This window comes from Pseudohalioglobus lutimaris (assembly GCF_002866825.1).
Classification (GTDB): Bacteria; Pseudomonadota; Gammaproteobacteria; order Pseudomonadales; family Halieaceae; genus Halioglobus; species Halioglobus lutimaris.
The window spans coordinates 23,939-38,718 of record NZ_PKUS01000032.1 but is presented as its reverse complement, the minus strand read 5'-3'; the positions used below and the strand labels follow the sequence as shown (position 1 = coordinate 38,718).

Annotated in this window: 13 protein-coding genes; 5 read left to right on the top strand and 8 right to left on the bottom strand. The window is 57.9% G+C overall.

Translation table 11 applies throughout. The annotated features are described in order from the left end of the window. Positions 1–11: 11 nt before the first annotated feature. The 5 genes from C0039_RS17730 to C0039_RS17710 are packed head-to-tail and all read left to right on the top strand — an operon-like array spanning position 12 to position 5,497. Positions 12–1,457: a cobyric acid synthase gene (locus C0039_RS17730; protein WP_101518843.1), complete on the top strand. Its 1,446-nt coding sequence runs from the start codon at positions 12–14 to the stop codon at positions 1,455–1,457. After that, complete coding sequence (locus tag C0039_RS17725) at positions 1,454–2,491, top strand: FecCD family ABC transporter permease (RefSeq protein WP_101518827.1); 1,038 nt, start codon at positions 1,454–1,456, stop codon at positions 2,489–2,491. Before C0039_RS17730 ends, C0039_RS17725 begins: the two co-directional genes overlap by 4 nt. Then, complete coding sequence (locus tag C0039_RS17720; protein WP_101518826.1) at positions 2,491–3,273, top strand: heme ABC transporter ATP-binding protein; 783 nt, start codon at positions 2,491–2,493, stop codon at positions 3,271–3,273. The genes C0039_RS17725 and C0039_RS17720 overlap by 1 nt, the downstream gene beginning before the upstream one ends. Then, positions 3,264–4,166, top strand: coding sequence for a cobalamin-binding protein (locus C0039_RS17715; RefSeq protein ID WP_101518825.1), 903 nt, complete (start codon positions 3,264–3,266; stop codon positions 4,164–4,166). The genes C0039_RS17720 and C0039_RS17715 overlap by 10 nt, the downstream gene beginning before the upstream one ends. A 59-nt stretch (positions 4,167–4,225) precedes the next feature. After that, positions 4,226–5,497 (top strand): O-acetylhomoserine aminocarboxypropyltransferase/cysteine synthase family protein, encoded by a 1,272-nt coding sequence (locus C0039_RS17710; RefSeq protein ID WP_101518824.1) that lies wholly within the window; start codon positions 4,226–4,228, stop codon positions 5,495–5,497. A 167-nt stretch (positions 5,498–5,664) separates the two neighbouring features. Here the strand turns inward: C0039_RS17710 and C0039_RS17705 are convergent, their stop codons facing one another. From C0039_RS17705 to C0039_RS17670, 8 genes are all read right to left on the bottom strand, one after another. Continuing rightward, positions 5,665–8,241 (bottom strand): TonB-dependent receptor plug domain-containing protein, encoded by a 2,577-nt coding sequence (locus C0039_RS17705; protein ID WP_101518823.1) that lies wholly within the window; start codon positions 8,239–8,241, stop codon positions 5,665–5,667. 174 nt (positions 8,242–8,415) lie between these two features. Continuing rightward, positions 8,416–8,940, bottom strand: a complete 525-nt coding sequence (locus C0039_RS17700) for a winged helix-turn-helix transcriptional regulator (protein ID WP_076000752.1) — start codon at positions 8,938–8,940, stop codon at positions 8,416–8,418. A 199-nt stretch (positions 8,941–9,139) separates the two neighbouring features. Next, positions 9,140–10,549, bottom strand: a complete 1,410-nt coding sequence (locus tag C0039_RS17695) for a DUF2130 domain-containing protein (protein ID WP_101518822.1) — start codon at positions 10,547–10,549, stop codon at positions 9,140–9,142. Positions 10,550–10,614: 65 nt separating this feature from the next. Then, positions 10,615–11,085 (bottom strand): toll/interleukin-1 receptor domain-containing protein, encoded by a 471-nt coding sequence (locus C0039_RS17690; RefSeq protein WP_101518821.1) that lies wholly within the window; start codon positions 11,083–11,085, stop codon positions 10,615–10,617. Positions 11,086–11,230: 145 nt separating this feature from the next. Continuing rightward, positions 11,231–12,265 carry a M14 family metallopeptidase gene (locus C0039_RS17685; protein WP_101518820.1) on the bottom strand — a complete coding sequence of 345 codons (1,035 nt, stop codon included), beginning with the start codon at positions 12,263–12,265 and terminating at the stop codon, positions 11,231–11,233. Beyond that, positions 12,262–13,743: a glutamate-cysteine ligase family protein gene (locus C0039_RS17680; RefSeq protein ID WP_101518819.1), complete on the bottom strand. Its 1,482-nt coding sequence runs from the start codon at positions 13,741–13,743 to the stop codon at positions 12,262–12,264. Before C0039_RS17680 ends, C0039_RS17685 begins: the two co-directional genes overlap by 4 nt. Before the next feature lie 58 nt (positions 13,744–13,801). Then, positions 13,802–14,530 (bottom strand): SIMPL domain-containing protein, encoded by a 729-nt coding sequence (locus C0039_RS17675; RefSeq protein ID WP_076002339.1) that lies wholly within the window; start codon positions 14,528–14,530, stop codon positions 13,802–13,804. A 23-nt stretch (positions 14,531–14,553) separates the two neighbouring features. Next, the gene (locus tag C0039_RS17670) at positions 14,554–14,778 is read right to left on the bottom strand and encodes a formate dehydrogenase subunit delta (RefSeq protein ID WP_076002338.1); all 225 of its coding nucleotides are present in this window, start codon (positions 14,776–14,778) and stop codon (positions 14,554–14,556) included. Positions 14,779–14,780 lie beyond the last annotated feature (2 nt).

Genomic DNA, 14,780 nt, shown 5'->3' with positions numbered 1-14,780 from the left:
CCAGGGCGCTGATGGTGCAGGGGACCACGTCTGACGCCGGAAAAAGTGTCCTCGTTGCCGGCCTGTGCCGGGTGCTTGCGCGAAAGGGATTCTCGGTCGCGCCGTTTAAACCCCAGAATATGTCGCTGAACAGCGCGGTCACCCCCCAAGGGGCTGAAATTGGCCGCGCCCAGGCGCTGCAGGCGCAGGCCGCAGGCATTGCGCCGCACGTGGAAATGAACCCCGTGCTGCTTAAGCCGAACTCCGATAAAAACGCCCAGGTGATCCTGGCCGGCAAACCGCTGCAGGACATGGACGCGGTTAACTATCACCAGTACAAGACGCTTGCCATGGACACGGTAATGTCCGCCTGGCATCGCCTGGGCCAGCGCTTCGACCACTTGCTGGTTGAGGGTGCCGGCAGCCCGGCAGAAATCAACCTGCGCGACCGTGACATTGCCAACATGGGCTTTGCCGAAAAGGCTGACGTGCCAGTAATCATCATTGCGGACATCGACCGCGGCGGCGTGTTCGCGCACCTGGTCGGCACACTCGAGCTGCTGTCACCAGGCGAACAGGAGCGCGTTTGCGGTTTTGTCATCAACCGTTTTCGCGGCGACATCAGTTTGCTGGAGCCCGGACTCGACTGGCTGCAGCGGCGCACCGGCAAGCCGGTACTTGGCGTATTACCCTATCTGCACAACCTGCAGCTGGACGCCGAGGATGCGATTGATGTGGCGCAGGTCGCCAAGGAGGCGAACCGCCTGCGGGTGGTGGTGCCTGCCCTACCCCGCATATCCAACACCACCGACTTCGACGCCCTGCGCCTGCATCCCCAGGCAGAGGTCACCTATATTGCAGAAGGTCAGGCGCCTCCGCCGGGTGAACTGGTGGTCTTGCCCGGCAGCAAAAACGTGCGCGAAGATCTGGATTGGCTGCGCCGCAATGGCTGGGAGCCCTACCTGCAGAGGCACCTGCGTTACGGCGGTAAGGTGTTAGGCGTCTGCGGCGGCCTGCAAATGCTGGGTAATGAGATTCATGACCCCGATGGCGTAGAGGGCAGTCCCGGAAGCAGTATGGGTCTGGGCCTGCTGGAGATCAGCACCGTGCTGCGACCGGGAAAAACCTTACTGCAAGCGCATGGCGCCATCACCGCACTGGGCGCAGCAGTACGCGGCTATGAGATACACTGCGGTGAGACCCATCGCGCAGCGGAAACCCAGAGCTTTATTACCCTGGACGACAAGCGCGAGGACGGCGCTATTTCAGCAGATGGGCAGGTTGCCGGCAGCTACCTTCACGGGCTCTTCGATCAGCCGGCGGCCTGCGCTGCACTGCTGCGCTGGGCAGGCCTGGACGCGGCAAAGGAGGTGGATCGCGACGCCATCCGCGAGCGGGAACTGAATCGCCTCGCGGACTGCATAGAACAGCATCTGGACCTGCAGCGCTTGTTTCCCGCCTGCTTCGAGGCGGCATGAACGGCCAGCGCGAGCAAAGCGCGAGGCGGCTGATTACGCTGCTGGTCGTCCTGCTACCGCTGGTATTACTGGTTGCACTTGCCCTGGGCAGCGTCAGCCTTGGCCTGGGCGAATCACTGAGGGCCCTGGAGCAATTGACAGGCACTGAAGCACCCGGTCGCGCCGCCGTAATTATCGGTCAGATTCGCCTGCCGCGCGCACTACTGGCAGCACTGGTGGGGGCGATGCTGGGGATCAGCGGCGCGGCCATGCAGGGTATTTTCCGCAATCCCCTGGCAGACCCGTCACTGATTGGTGTGACCGCGGGGGCCTCATTGGGCGCCAGCCTGGTGATTGCAGGTGCCGGCGGCTGGATCAGCGGCATCAGCGGACTGACTGTTATCTCACTGGGTGCATTTGCTGGCGGCATGTGCGCTGTGGTCGTGGTCTACCGTCTCGCAAATTCCGAGACCGGCACCTCCGTGGCTACCATGTTGCTGGCGGGCATAGCGATCACCGCACTGGCGGGGGCACTGGGCAACGTACTGGAGCTGTTCTCTTCCAACGAGGTACTCAGGCGCATCAGCCTCTGGCGCATGGGCGGACTGGACGGTGCGGACTATCCACGCGTGCTGACCGCACTGGTACTGACCGCAGTGGTCGTGCTGCTCCTGCCCCGGCACGCCAACGCACTCAATGCGCTACTGCTGGGCGAATCCGAGGCGCGCTACCTGGGTATCGATGTCGAGAGAACAAAAAGCTGGATCGTGGTAGTCGTGGCGATTGCCGTGGGCGCCAGTGTCGCCATGGCCGGCACCATCGCCTTTGTCGGCCTGGTCATCCCGCATATCGTGCGCCTGCTGATAGGCCCCGACCATCGCTTTCTACTGCCGGCCTCTGCACTGGCCGGGGCCATTCTGCTGGTGTGTGCGGATATCCTCGCGCGCACCCTCATCGCACCCGCCGAGTTACCCGTGGGCATAGTCACCGCCTGCATAGGCGTGCCCTTCTTTATCTCCCTGCTGCACAGGCGCAGGGACTACGGGATGCAATAATGAGCGTGCTGACCGTTAACGCTGCCAGCGCCTCACCCTATGGCCCGGCATTGTTGCAGAATATTACTTTCTCCCTGCAGGCAGGCCAGGTACTGGGCCTGATCGGGCCCAATGGCGCCGGTAAAAGTACGCTGTTACACGCGGTGGCCGGGGGCATAGCCGTAGACAGCGGCGAGATTCTGCTCAATGACATACCTCTGTCAGAGTACGATCGGGGGCACCGCGCCCGCGCCCTGGCCATGCAGAGTCAGCACGCCGCACTCAACTTCCCCTTCAGCGTCGAAGAGGTCATTCTCCTCGGGCGCATGCCCCATGCCAGTGGCCGCGAGGTAGACAGGCAGATCCTGGAAGAAGTGCTGGCGGCGACCGACACCCTGAGGCTGCGACAGCGCCCCTACACACAGCTTTCAGGCGGCGAAAAGCAGCGGGTGCAGCTGGCAAGAGCGCTGGCCCAGCTGTGGCGAGCAGCGGACAGCCCCGGTCGACTGCTACTGCTGGATGAGCCCAATTCTGCACTGGACCTGGCGCACCAACGCATGGTGATGGAGCGGGTAGACGCCCTGGCGGCCCAGGGCTGTGCCGTCATCGTCGCTACCCACGACTTCAACCTCCTTGCAGCGCACGCCGACCAGCTACTGGTAATGCAGCGGGGCCGCCAACACAGTCATGGCAATGCTGAAACGGTGCTGACCCCGGCGATGTTTGCCGAGGTTTTCCAGGTGGATGTGATGATTGAACGCCACCCGGTGAATGGCTCGCCACTGGTGATCCAGTGTTCCTGAGAATTATAGCGCTGTGCTTGTGCACCCTGGGCAGCCTGGCCTGGGCCGGCCCCAGCGTTGTTGACGCCGTCGGCCGCACAGTCAGCCTGGAGCAACCAGCGCAGCGTATCGTCGCACTTGCCCCGCATATTGTGGAAAACCTGTTCAGTGCCGGCGCGGGTAGCAAGATCATCGCCGCCGTGGACTACAGCGACTATCCGTCAGCCGCAAAGTCGTTACCCAGAATTGGCAGCGCCTTCAGCTGGAGCATCGAGCAGGTAGTGGCCCTCTCGCCCGACCTGGTGGTGTTGTGGGGATCTGGCAACGGCATGACGGCACTGCCCCAGCTGCAACGCCTGGGCCTGACCGTCTATGTCAGCGAGCCAGGCACGCTCAAGGACATCAGCGCAAGCATCCGTGACTTCGGTGTATTGGCCGGCACTGACCACATAGCCCGGCGCAATGCAGCGGCATTCGATGCCGACATTGATGAGCTGGCCGCTAACGGCAGCCAGGGGCCCCGGTTGAGCGTCTTCTACCAGGTCTGGAATACACCGCTACAGACAGTAAATGGCGAGCACATGATCAGTGACGTGATCGAACTTTGCGGTGGGAAAAATATTTTCGCTGAGCAGGCACAGCTCGCCCCGCATATTGCGCTGGAATCACTACTTGAAGCAGATCCGCAGGTGATCGTGGCCAGCGGCACGGACCAGTCACGCCCTGAATGGCTGGACGACTGGCGCCGCTACCCGGTGCTGCAGGCAGTGCAACACGAGGCCCTGTTGCACATTCACCCTGACCTGATACAGCGGCCCACCGCACGCATCGCCCGGGGAGCGGCGGATCTTTGCGCCCAGCTGGATCGAGTAAGGCGTGACTATGTGAGCGTCGCGCCTTCCCCACGGACCTAGCGTCCGGCATATCTTATGCTAAGCTCCAGTTCGCTTAACCCACAACACAAGGCACTATTATGAAACCCGAAACCATCGCCCTGCACGCCGGCTACGACGGCGACCCGGCTACCAACGCCGCTACCACACCTATCTACCAGACCACATCGTTCACCTTCGATAACACGCAGCACGGTGCGGACCTGTTCAACCTCGCAGTGCCCGGCAACATCTATAGCCGCATCATGAATCCCACTAACGCTGTGCTCGAGGCCCGCCTGGCAGAGCTGGAAGGCGGCGTGGGCGCCCTGGCTGTGGCATCGGGTATGGCAGCAATACGCTACGCTATCGAAGCGATTTCCGGGGTGGGCTCCAATATTGTCAGCACCTCACAGCTGTACGGTGGCACCTATAACCTGTTTGCGCACACTTTCCCGAGGCAGGGAATCGAAACGCGCTTTGCGGACGCCGACGACTACGACAAGGTGGCGTCACTGATAGATGAGAACACCACGGCGTTGTTCTGCGAATCAATCGGCAACCCTGCCGGTAACGTTGTAGATATTCAGAAGTGGGCAGACATCGCCCACGCAGCCGGCGTACCGCTGATTGTAGACAATACCGTTGCTACGCCCCTGCTCTGTCGCGCCTTCGATCACGGCGCAGATATCGTGGTGCACTCACTGACCAAGTACATCAGCGGCCACGGCACCACCATAGGCGGCGCCATTATCGACTCCGGCAAGTTTGACTGGGCCGCCAGCGGCCGCTTCCCGGTGATGACGACACCCGATCCGTCCTACCACGGTGTGGTCTATACCGAAGCACTGGGGGCCGCCGCCTACATCGGTCGCTGTCGCGTTGTACCGCTGCGCAATACTGGCGCCGCACTGTCACCACACAGCGCCTTCCTGATTATGCAGGGACTTGAGACCCTGGCACTGCGCATGGAAAAGCACTGCAAGAACGCCAAAAAGGTCGCCAAGTATTTGCGGAAACACCCTCAGGTCAAATGGGTAAACTACGCTGGCCTGAAGGACAGTCCTCATTACGAGACCTGCAAAAAGATCTCCAGCGGCAAGCCCGCAGGTATTCTCAGCTTTGGTATCGAAGGTGGTATTGAAGCTGGCACCCGGTTTATCGACGCCCTGCAGCTGATTCTGCGCCTGGTGAATATCGGCGATGCCAAGTCGCTGGCCTGCCACCCGGCGAGCACTACACACCGGCAGCTGAATCCCGAGGAACTGGCCTCGGCAGGCGTCAGTGAGGAAATGGTGCGGCTGTCCATTGGCATCGAGCATGTGGACGATATTATTGCCGATGTCGAACAGGCGCTGGCTGCTGCGAAATAACGATAGCGCGCTGGCTCAATGCGCCCCTACCTTCGCGGGGATGACTGCAGGGTTTAAGGGGTGACGTCGGTTGGGCTTTACAGGCGGTGGGTGTAGGTGCGCTGCGCACCCTGGAACTAAAAAAAAGCCCGGTTCAATGAACCGGGCTTTTTTATATCACGTCGGTATTAAAACGACGCCGAGACTCTCGCGTACCAGAAAGCACCGTTAAACCCATAAGGGGAAGTAACGGACGATACAGCGCCCAGGAAGCCCAATGTGCCATCTGCTTCGTCGTCCGGCGTCTCGTCAAAGACGTTCTCACCGCCAACGCTCACCGTATAATGGTCTGCAAAGGTATAACTGAACTCAACATCTACCAACACAGTACTGCCATATGTGGCTGCGTCAGATGCGTCGCCCGGACCAAACAGGCCACCGGTGCTGGACCATTCGTCGTAGTAGTTAAGACGCACAAGGCCAGTCATCGCATCCCGCTCATAATCGAAGGTCAGTACAGAACTGTTCTCCGGGACCTGGTTCTCCAGGTCAAAAACGCGATCTGGACCGATAGAGCTGTTCTTGACGTTATCAATCTCCTGCTCATTCCAGTTGTGACGCCAGTCGGTAACCAGCGTACCGCCCCACAGGTCATACCATGCACTCACGCTGATATCGATACCCGATACATTGGTATCAAAGCCGTTGGCGAAGTAAGCCGCGCCAGCATTCAGCAGCAGTTCAGCGTTCTCAAAACCGATACCGGCCAGTTCGTCTACGTTATCCTGATTCAACGTATTCTGAACCAGTGCAAGACGGTCATCGATGCTGATGTCGTAATAGTCAACGGTAATGCTATAGCGATCACCTGGCGTCCAGACCAGTCCCAATGTGAAGCTCTCAGACTCTTCAGGGCTCAATGGCTGAGAACCCAGTACCTGAGAAATAGGATTATCAACCGGGTAAGTCCCCGTGGGAATCAGGTTACCTGAGCTATCTGCCGTTGTGGTGACGTTAAGCGTGTTCACCTGGCCAGGAGACGGCGCCCGGAAACCGGTGTTGGCAGTCGCACGTAATGCGAAATTGTCGGTAAAGTTATAACGCGCGGAGATTTTCCAATCAGTGGTATCACCGAATTCATCATAGTCTTCGTAACGAACTGCGATAGCACCGGACAGATTGTCGGTGATGTCAGTCTCTACGTCGACATAGGCCGCCCAACTATCACTTTCGAACTCACCGACAGACTCAGGTGAGAAACCCTGGAAACCATCCGAGCCGAGACCGAATACGGCGAAGGTAGGACCAACTGCAGTAGAAGCAGCGTCACCCTTGTCGATGATATAGGTTTCGTTACGCCATTCCAGACCGAAGCCAAGGTTCAGAGGTGAGCTGTCGAAGGTCTTGACGAAATCAGCGTTCACGCTGCTCTCTTCCTGCGTCAGTGTACCGGGGTTGAAGTCGGTAGGTGACAGAGCCCCAAGACTGGGGTTGATGCTGTCGACCAGGTTGTATTCGACTTCATTCTCACCGTAGCGACCACGAACATCGTAGCTCAGCCCCATATCACCTAGCTCGCCCCTGCCTCCAAAGACCAGCTCGTAGTCCGCGATGTCTGCGCCAAACAGTGGGCTATAGCCGCCCGGGAACAGTGTATTGATGGGGTTCAGTAAATCAAAACCGCTGGGGCTATCGGCGTTGGCGGTGAGGTAATCACCTGGTGTCAGCCCCTGGGCAAGAATCGAGTCCACCAGGTCCTGCGCCGCTGCGTCGGCAAAGCCGTCGCCATCGGCATCAATTTTGAGTGTTGTGCGCGCCGGCAGGTCTTTGTTCAGATCCCCCGGCAGTACCGGACCACGGTAGAAGAAACCGCCGGTGGTCTCCTGGTCCATATATGTTCCCGTACCGTACACCTCCAAAGCATCGCTGAACGTGTAGGCAGTGTTGGCGACAAACTTCCAGGTTTCGATCTCAGGGTCACCCCAGCGTTGGCCCAGGCCATCGTATGGCACCTGACTCTTGCCAACGATATCTGCTACAGCTGCAGCGTCTGGACGCGCTTGCCCGCGACTGGTTGTGTCCGACTCAGAATATTCCGCGGTGAGGTTAAGAAAACCCGCGTCGCCCAAACCGAGGCCGCCGTTGGCGGCAACCGATGTGCGCTCTCCGTCACCCTCCTGATACTCACCATACTGGCCACTAACCGTAAAGCCCTCAGCGGCATCATTCAGAATAACGTTCACCACACCAGCAATGGCATCAGAGCCATACTGAGCAGAAGCGCCATCGCGAAGCACCTCAATCCGTTTTATCGCAGCGGAGGGGAAAGTCTGGAAATCGACACCCTGAGAGCCCTGGTTTACCGTACCCAACGGGGCCAACTGCAGGTTGACCAGCGCCGAACGATGGCGCCGCGTTCCATTCATCAGTACCAGGGTATGGTCAGGCGACAGATTTCGCAGCGTTACCGGGCGAACAAAAGCAGTGCCGTCGGCAATCGGAAAACGCTGGGTGTTCAGCGCAGGTGAAATCTTCGTAAGCGAATCGGTCAGATCGAACGCCCCCTGATTTACCAGGGCCTTACCGCCAATCAGATCAATCGGGGACAGGGTTTCAGTCGGCGCCAGGCCTTCCTTGCGTGTACCGGTTACAACCACCTCTTCGAGTTGGTTTACTCCGCCCTGGGCATTGGCAGGCATTGCCCCAATGGACGGCACTACAGCGACAATTGCTGAGGCCAACAGGGTTTTTTTGAATTTTTGCATTGCGGTGCTCCCTAAAATGGAAATAAGCTTTGTTTTTCTCACGGAACTTTCTTTGTTCTTATAAATATGACGAAGAGTCTACCCCGAACATCAAGCCATAGCAGTCAGGCCGAGTGTGAGTATTTCATAAGAAATTCGGGTGTATATCTCCTGATAGAGGGAGTAATCGCTGTTTTACATGGAACGGCGCAGCAGTGGCGGTATCTCATCGAACGCCTCACCACCCCGGCGTAGCTCCTCCGCCACTTTCAGCAGCACCGGACCAAGTTGTGGGGTGACCTCTTCCGGACGCAGTGGTTCATTGCACTCGCTGCAGGTGAGCACGGCGTGTGTCTTGTTGCCGCAGCGTTGATGGACATACTCCATGGGCGGGCCCTCGCCCTTATCCATCCATTCATCACCCCAGCGAGCGAGGCTCATCAGCACCGGGTAAAGCCCCAGTCCCTTGCGAGTCAAACGATATTCGTAGCGCAATGGCCGATCGTTATAGGGCACCTTGACCAGAACGCCCGCTTCCACCAGCTTGCCAAGGCGCTCAGACAGTCGATGACGGGTGATTCCCAGGTTGCTCTGGAACTGGTCGAAGCGACGTGTACCCAGAAAGGCATCGCGAATGATAAGCATGGTCCAACGCTCGCCCACTACCGACAATGAACGCGCGACCGAACAGGCCTGTTTGTCTATCTCGTCCCAGCGCATCTTTATTCCCACCTGGTGTATGGCTCAGGCAAAGTTACCACAATGATTCTTAAATGGAACTATCCAAAACCGATGCGAGGTGCTGACACCGTGGCCAGAACGGTCGATCTGCTCGCGGTGGGGTGTAGCACATCATGAACAGAGTCAGGTTGGCGGACCCTTCCGTACTTCAGGACGCCCACGGAAACAACGGGCTGCATCATTCAGAATCCAGGGAGCCCTGGCTATCGAGCTCTTTGAACTTGGCCGCCATGGTGGGGTTGCTGCGGGTGAGCTTCTTGATGGTCACATCCTGCGCCTTGTTATTGGCAAGGCGAAGATTCCGGTCCGTTCCAAGCAAAGCGTCTTTGGTTTTTTGCAGGTGATCAATTGACTTGTCTATCTCATCGATAGCGGTTTTAAACTTTCTGGAGGCAAGGTCGTAGTTCTTCGCGAAGGCTGTCTTGAATTTATCCAGATCGTTCTCAAAACTGGTTATATCGACGTTCTGTGCCTTGACCAGGGCAAGTTCGGTCTTGTATTCAAGCGATTTCATCGCCGCGTTACGCAGCAGCGTAATAATTGGAATAAAAAACTGTGGCCGCACAATGTACATTTTCGGATAGCGGTGAAATACATCTACTATCCCGGAATTATAGAGTTCGCTGTCGGGCTCGAGCAACGACACCAGCACTGCGTATTCACAGCCCTTTTCTGCTCTATCCTTGTCGAGTTCCTTTAAAAAGTCCTCGTTCTTTTTCTTTGTTGCTGTAGTGTCGCTTTCGTTCTTCATCTCGAACATGATTGAAACGATCTCTGTGCCCGCCTCGTCCACGTCGCGAAAAATATAATCGCCCTTGCTTCCCGTTCTGGCGTCGTTATCCTTCTCAAAATAGGCCCTGGGAAACGCTGTCGATCGAATGCGGTTGAACTCGGTCTCGCAGTGCTGTTCCAGCGTTTCGCCAACCATCTTGGTCGACAGCCTGGCCTTCATGTCCCGAAGGCGCTCAATCGCATCGTCGCGATCCTTGATCTGAGTTTCGTATTTATCCTTGAGCGACTTCTCCGCGAGCTGCTTTTCCAGCTCCGCCTGCTTGAGGCTATTGCTGAGAACATCGCGCTCCTTTTCCACCTCACTCAGGGCTTCCCTGACTGCGAGTTTCTGCGCTACCTGGTTAGCGTCTAGCGCAGCCTTGAGAGCCTGAATTTCCGCGTTCTTCTTCGCGGCGGTTTCCTGCAGGCTTTGCACACGTTTTGCCTCAGCCAGCTCTGAAGCCGCATGGCTATCCTGCCTGATCTTCTCCAGTTCATTTTTGAGCGCATCCCGCTCCCTTTCAACAGCGTTCAGCGCCTCCGTAACAGCGAGCTTCTGCGCCACCTCACCTGCATCCAGCTTGGCCTTTAACTCCTGTATCTCGACATCCTTGGCTGCGGCAGACTTCTGCATTTCGCTGCCCACCTTGCTCTTTGCGAGCTCAACCGCAATTTTCTTTTCCTTCTCAGCCAGTTCAAGCCGCTCGTGCAGCTGTTGCTCAAAGTCACTGTCGCGGATCTGCTTCAGAATGTCTGCATAACCGGCCTCATCGATCTTGAACGCCTTATTGCAGTGTGGGCAAATAATCTCATGCATTTACGGTTAACTCCTCTCTGGCAAAACTGCATGTCAATGATTGATGGTAGAAGCATCACCACACGCTATACCAACCTGTCTTCAATCGCCCTGAATAACTCCAGAATGAAATCATCTCTTCTTTGCTTTCTGCATTCGGAGTAAGAGCGAGGCTCGGTAAAGCCTGCAAAATCAAGCCTGAATATCTGCCGTTTCTCCAGGCCCTTCAGATCATGCCTGGCAAAGTCCACAGGCTGAAGCATTACCGGTATTGAAGGCTTATTACCGGACACAAAAACGGGTAACTCCTTCTCGGTAATGAACTTCGATGCCAGGAACGCAGGGCTGACCAGAAGCAGGCCGAAGTCGCAGCTATCTCTCGCACTCAGAATCTGCTGCTCCCAATCTTCACCAACGACTAATCCTGTGTCCCTCCACAGAACGTAATCGTGCTTCTTCGACGGTGCCAGTACGTCACACAACCTGGTTAGAAAGTTGTCCGAAAGCTGCCTGTTCGCGTGGGCATATGAAACAAAGAATTTAACTTTTTTACGCAAATGCTATTACTCCCTGGGGAACATAACGGTAAAAATTCATAGAGAAAGCCTGATGCCGTTTTCCGCAACGCCGGTTGTTGTAACCCCAAGCGTGGGGCCGTTCGCTATCGTGTCACCGTCGTCAAGAACAGCGCCACCAGGCCGTTCAGGCACAAATCGTAGAGCCATCGTCGGATACGGCGTAGAACAGGCAGTCGGAGTGAGCGATGGCCGCATTGTTGGTAATCATAAACAGCTTCAATGGCTGCGCCGGGTACATTTTCCCGTTGTCGATGCGCACCAGTTTGGTGACCGCGCAGCGGCCGCCTGCGTCCAGGGCGGTAAAGAGCTGAGTCTCTGCTCCCCGGGCCCAACCCAGTAAGGTATCGGCTTTTACACCGCCAAAATTGTGGTGTTCGATATCCGGCTTGAGGGTAATGTCATAATTGTCACAGGGCTCTTCGGCGTAGGTCAGCGTGACATTTTCATTCAGTTCCAGACGAATGGGGTCTCGCAATAGCTCCAGCCCCCAGTCTGTGTCGCCAGGGCAGAGCACGGTCCCGGCCTGAAAATAGCGACACATACCCTCGAAGGCCAGTTCGTGAGCCTCATCATCCATGCGCCCGCCAACTTCTACCGTGACGGTGGGACAGGCTTCCTCACTGATTTCCATGAGCGCCCCCAGACCCAGGTCAGAGACGATCAAGCGCTGGGTAAACAGCGATACCAGCGCATCGTGATGACGATCCATAAACGTACACACACCGAAGGCCGGTCCCGACCCTGAGGTGTTGTGCATATCGATCACCGCTTCCGGCCTGTGCAGACGAAGGATCTCCAGTATCTCCTCGGCCAACACGCCCTGGACATCTTCATAGGGTGGGCGAAAGCAGCGATTGAGATCCCGCGCACGCGGCAGCATGCGGTGACTGAACACGGGAGCCTCCAGCGCAGCGCCTACCGAGGCCACAAGGCATACGACATTGGTCGCGGGGCGCCTGCCGCTTTTAAGCCAGCGATACAAAGCGATGGTGCCAGAGGGCTCATTGCCATGCAGCAGGGTCACCAGGGCACGTGTGCGAGTCGTATTCTCGCCGGTCAGGTGGAAACAGGTGGGGCCGTCCATCCAGCGCAGGAACTCCTCGATGTTGTAACCGAGGTCTCTGGGGTCGGGGTCGCGTACAAACTTGAATCTTCTCATAAAGGCCACTGGGCCACGGGCAGGTTTTCTGCGCTCAGGCCGATAAAGTTCTCCAGGAGTTCATGTAAAGCGCGCTCAGTCGACATTTGCTGTTTCAGTTTTTGTAACTTGCGCTGCTGCCAGACTGCACCGGACTGGCGGCTTTCCAGGCGCGCTTCGATTACGCCGAGATAACGGTCAATCTCGGCATTGCTCACGCCGATAGCAACCAGCCCCGACCTGGCGACTGGCAGCATGCGCTCGATCACACCGGTGATGGGCTGCTCGCGAAACCCGGACTGATCCAGTTCGGGCCAGACCAGTTGCGCTTCCAGCCCGTGCTGGGCAGCGCGGTAGAAATTGTACTCCGCATTGTGGAACGGTATCGCGGGTAACAGCTGATTCAGCTGCGGGCGTATGCCTTCCGCTGCACCAATCAGAAAGGCCGCGTTGGCCACCATATCGACAGCGCTGGGGCCCGCGGGCAACGCGCGCATCTCGATCCGCAGGTGGCCGCCATCTGCATCGTCATAAATCGGGCGATTCCACAGCCAGACGGTACTCTGGTGCAGCCGCAGTTCCGCCAGAGTCGGCACCTTGCCTGCCGCTATCTCTTCAGCCGCCGTACTTCCATTGCAAAGCGGCAGCAGCGGCGGGTAAATACGCACCACCTCCCGAAACAGTTCCTCAGCACCCGCTCTTGCCCAGCCCTGGCCAAAGCTCACCCGGGCCGGTTCGTTCCACCCATAGGGGTCCACGTGCCGCGTATCAATGGATTGTTTGAACAGGGGAATGCGGGTTTCCTGCCACAGGGAATGCCCAAACAGTCCAGGGGAGTTTGCTGCGAGAGCGACCGCCAGCGGAGTCATCAACTGGATGGCATTAAACGTATCGGCGTAGGCCTGCGGTGTGACCCGGTAGTGCACCTGGAAAGAAGTATTAGCGCCCTCCAGGGTGATGTCGCGCATTGCCAGCTTCAGTGGTTCCACGCCATTGATATCAATGTGGAAGCGGTCACCGCGTCGCTCTATCAGCTGCTTTACCAGCGCATGGTAACGCCGTCGGTCGGTGATGCAGTGGCTGCCAAAATCGGTCTCGCGCAGCGTGGGAAGAATACCGATGGGCACAATACGACCACCCCGCCGGGCTGCTACCTCGCCCAGGCGCCTGACCCCCTCTACGATGGTTTGTTCGGTTGAGAAAAAGGGATTATCGTCCAGCGCAAAAGGCGGAAGATTAAACTCCAGGTTATAGCGATTGAGCTCAAGCGTAAGGGAGGGATCGGCGGCGTCTTCGAGGATCTCCTGGTTGGCATACAGCGGATAACCGTCGTTATCGACGATATACATTTCCAGTTCTGCGCCCAGGGAACCTGCGCCCTCACCAAAACCCGGGCGCTGCAGAAGATCCCCCAGCGCCTGCATGTTTTCTTCCAGACCGGCGCGAAACGCCAGGAAATCCTGATCGTTGAACTCAGTCTGGTCTATCTCAATACCCATAGCTGCACATTGTGACTTTGCCTGCAGCCATTGTTATTGATCTGGATCGAATTAGCGACTATTGATCAATTGCGATACTGATATGCACCACAACCCGGTAGCTGTTCTCACCCGCGGCCACCGGCACGGCGCCGGCCGCGGCATCGGCCATCATGGCACGCTCCGCCCTGTAGGGCCGCGGCTGCGGATTTTGGGTTTGCTCGGAAATTTCCAGAATCTCGCCAAGTTTCACACCGGCCGCCCGCGCCAGCGTCTCAGCCCTGGCCAGGGCATCCTGGACGGCGGCGGTCCGTGCCGCGGCCAGCACCTCACTCGGGTCGTCGTTGGTGAAGCTCACACTACCACCCTCATTGACACCAAGACTCACGGATTGGTCCAGCAGGCTACCCAGCCTGGCTAACTCGCGTACGCGCACCGTGAGACTGTTACGCACGGTGTAGCCGACGATTTTCGGCGGCTGCTCGTTGCGTGGCTTGGGGTAGATATAGCGAGGCTGTATGGAGAAGTTTGCCGTCTGCAGGTCACGCTGGTCGATACCCGCTTCACCCATCGCCTTGATTACCTCGGCCATCGCCGCGGAGTTCGCGTCCAGGGCGGCCCTGGCGGTCTCCGCTTCCCGGGTAACCGTCAGCTGCAGTACAGCCATATCCGCCGCCATGGCGCGTTCGGCCTGGCCACTGACGCGAAGCTGCGGCTGCGGTTCCTCTGCGCTGACACGCAGCGGCGAAAGCAGAAGCAATGCGATAGCAAGGCAGGCGACATAGGCCCGGGTAAAATCAGTGGTCATAGGTTTGTGCTCCATCGCTCATTTCATTCCACGGAAAACAGCAGTCGTACCGCGGGAGACAATTGCGCTCCCCCCGAGGCGGCATAGGCCGACAATTGCTCGCGCATGGCGCGGGTCCAGAACCTGTCCAAGTGCTCGCCGGTGTGCTGCGCTGCCTGCTTTAGATCACGTTGCTCACCGAAGTTCAACGCAATCTGGTTGGCCATCTTCACCAGGTGCTCACTCTGCTCACTTTGCCGCCTCGTCATCT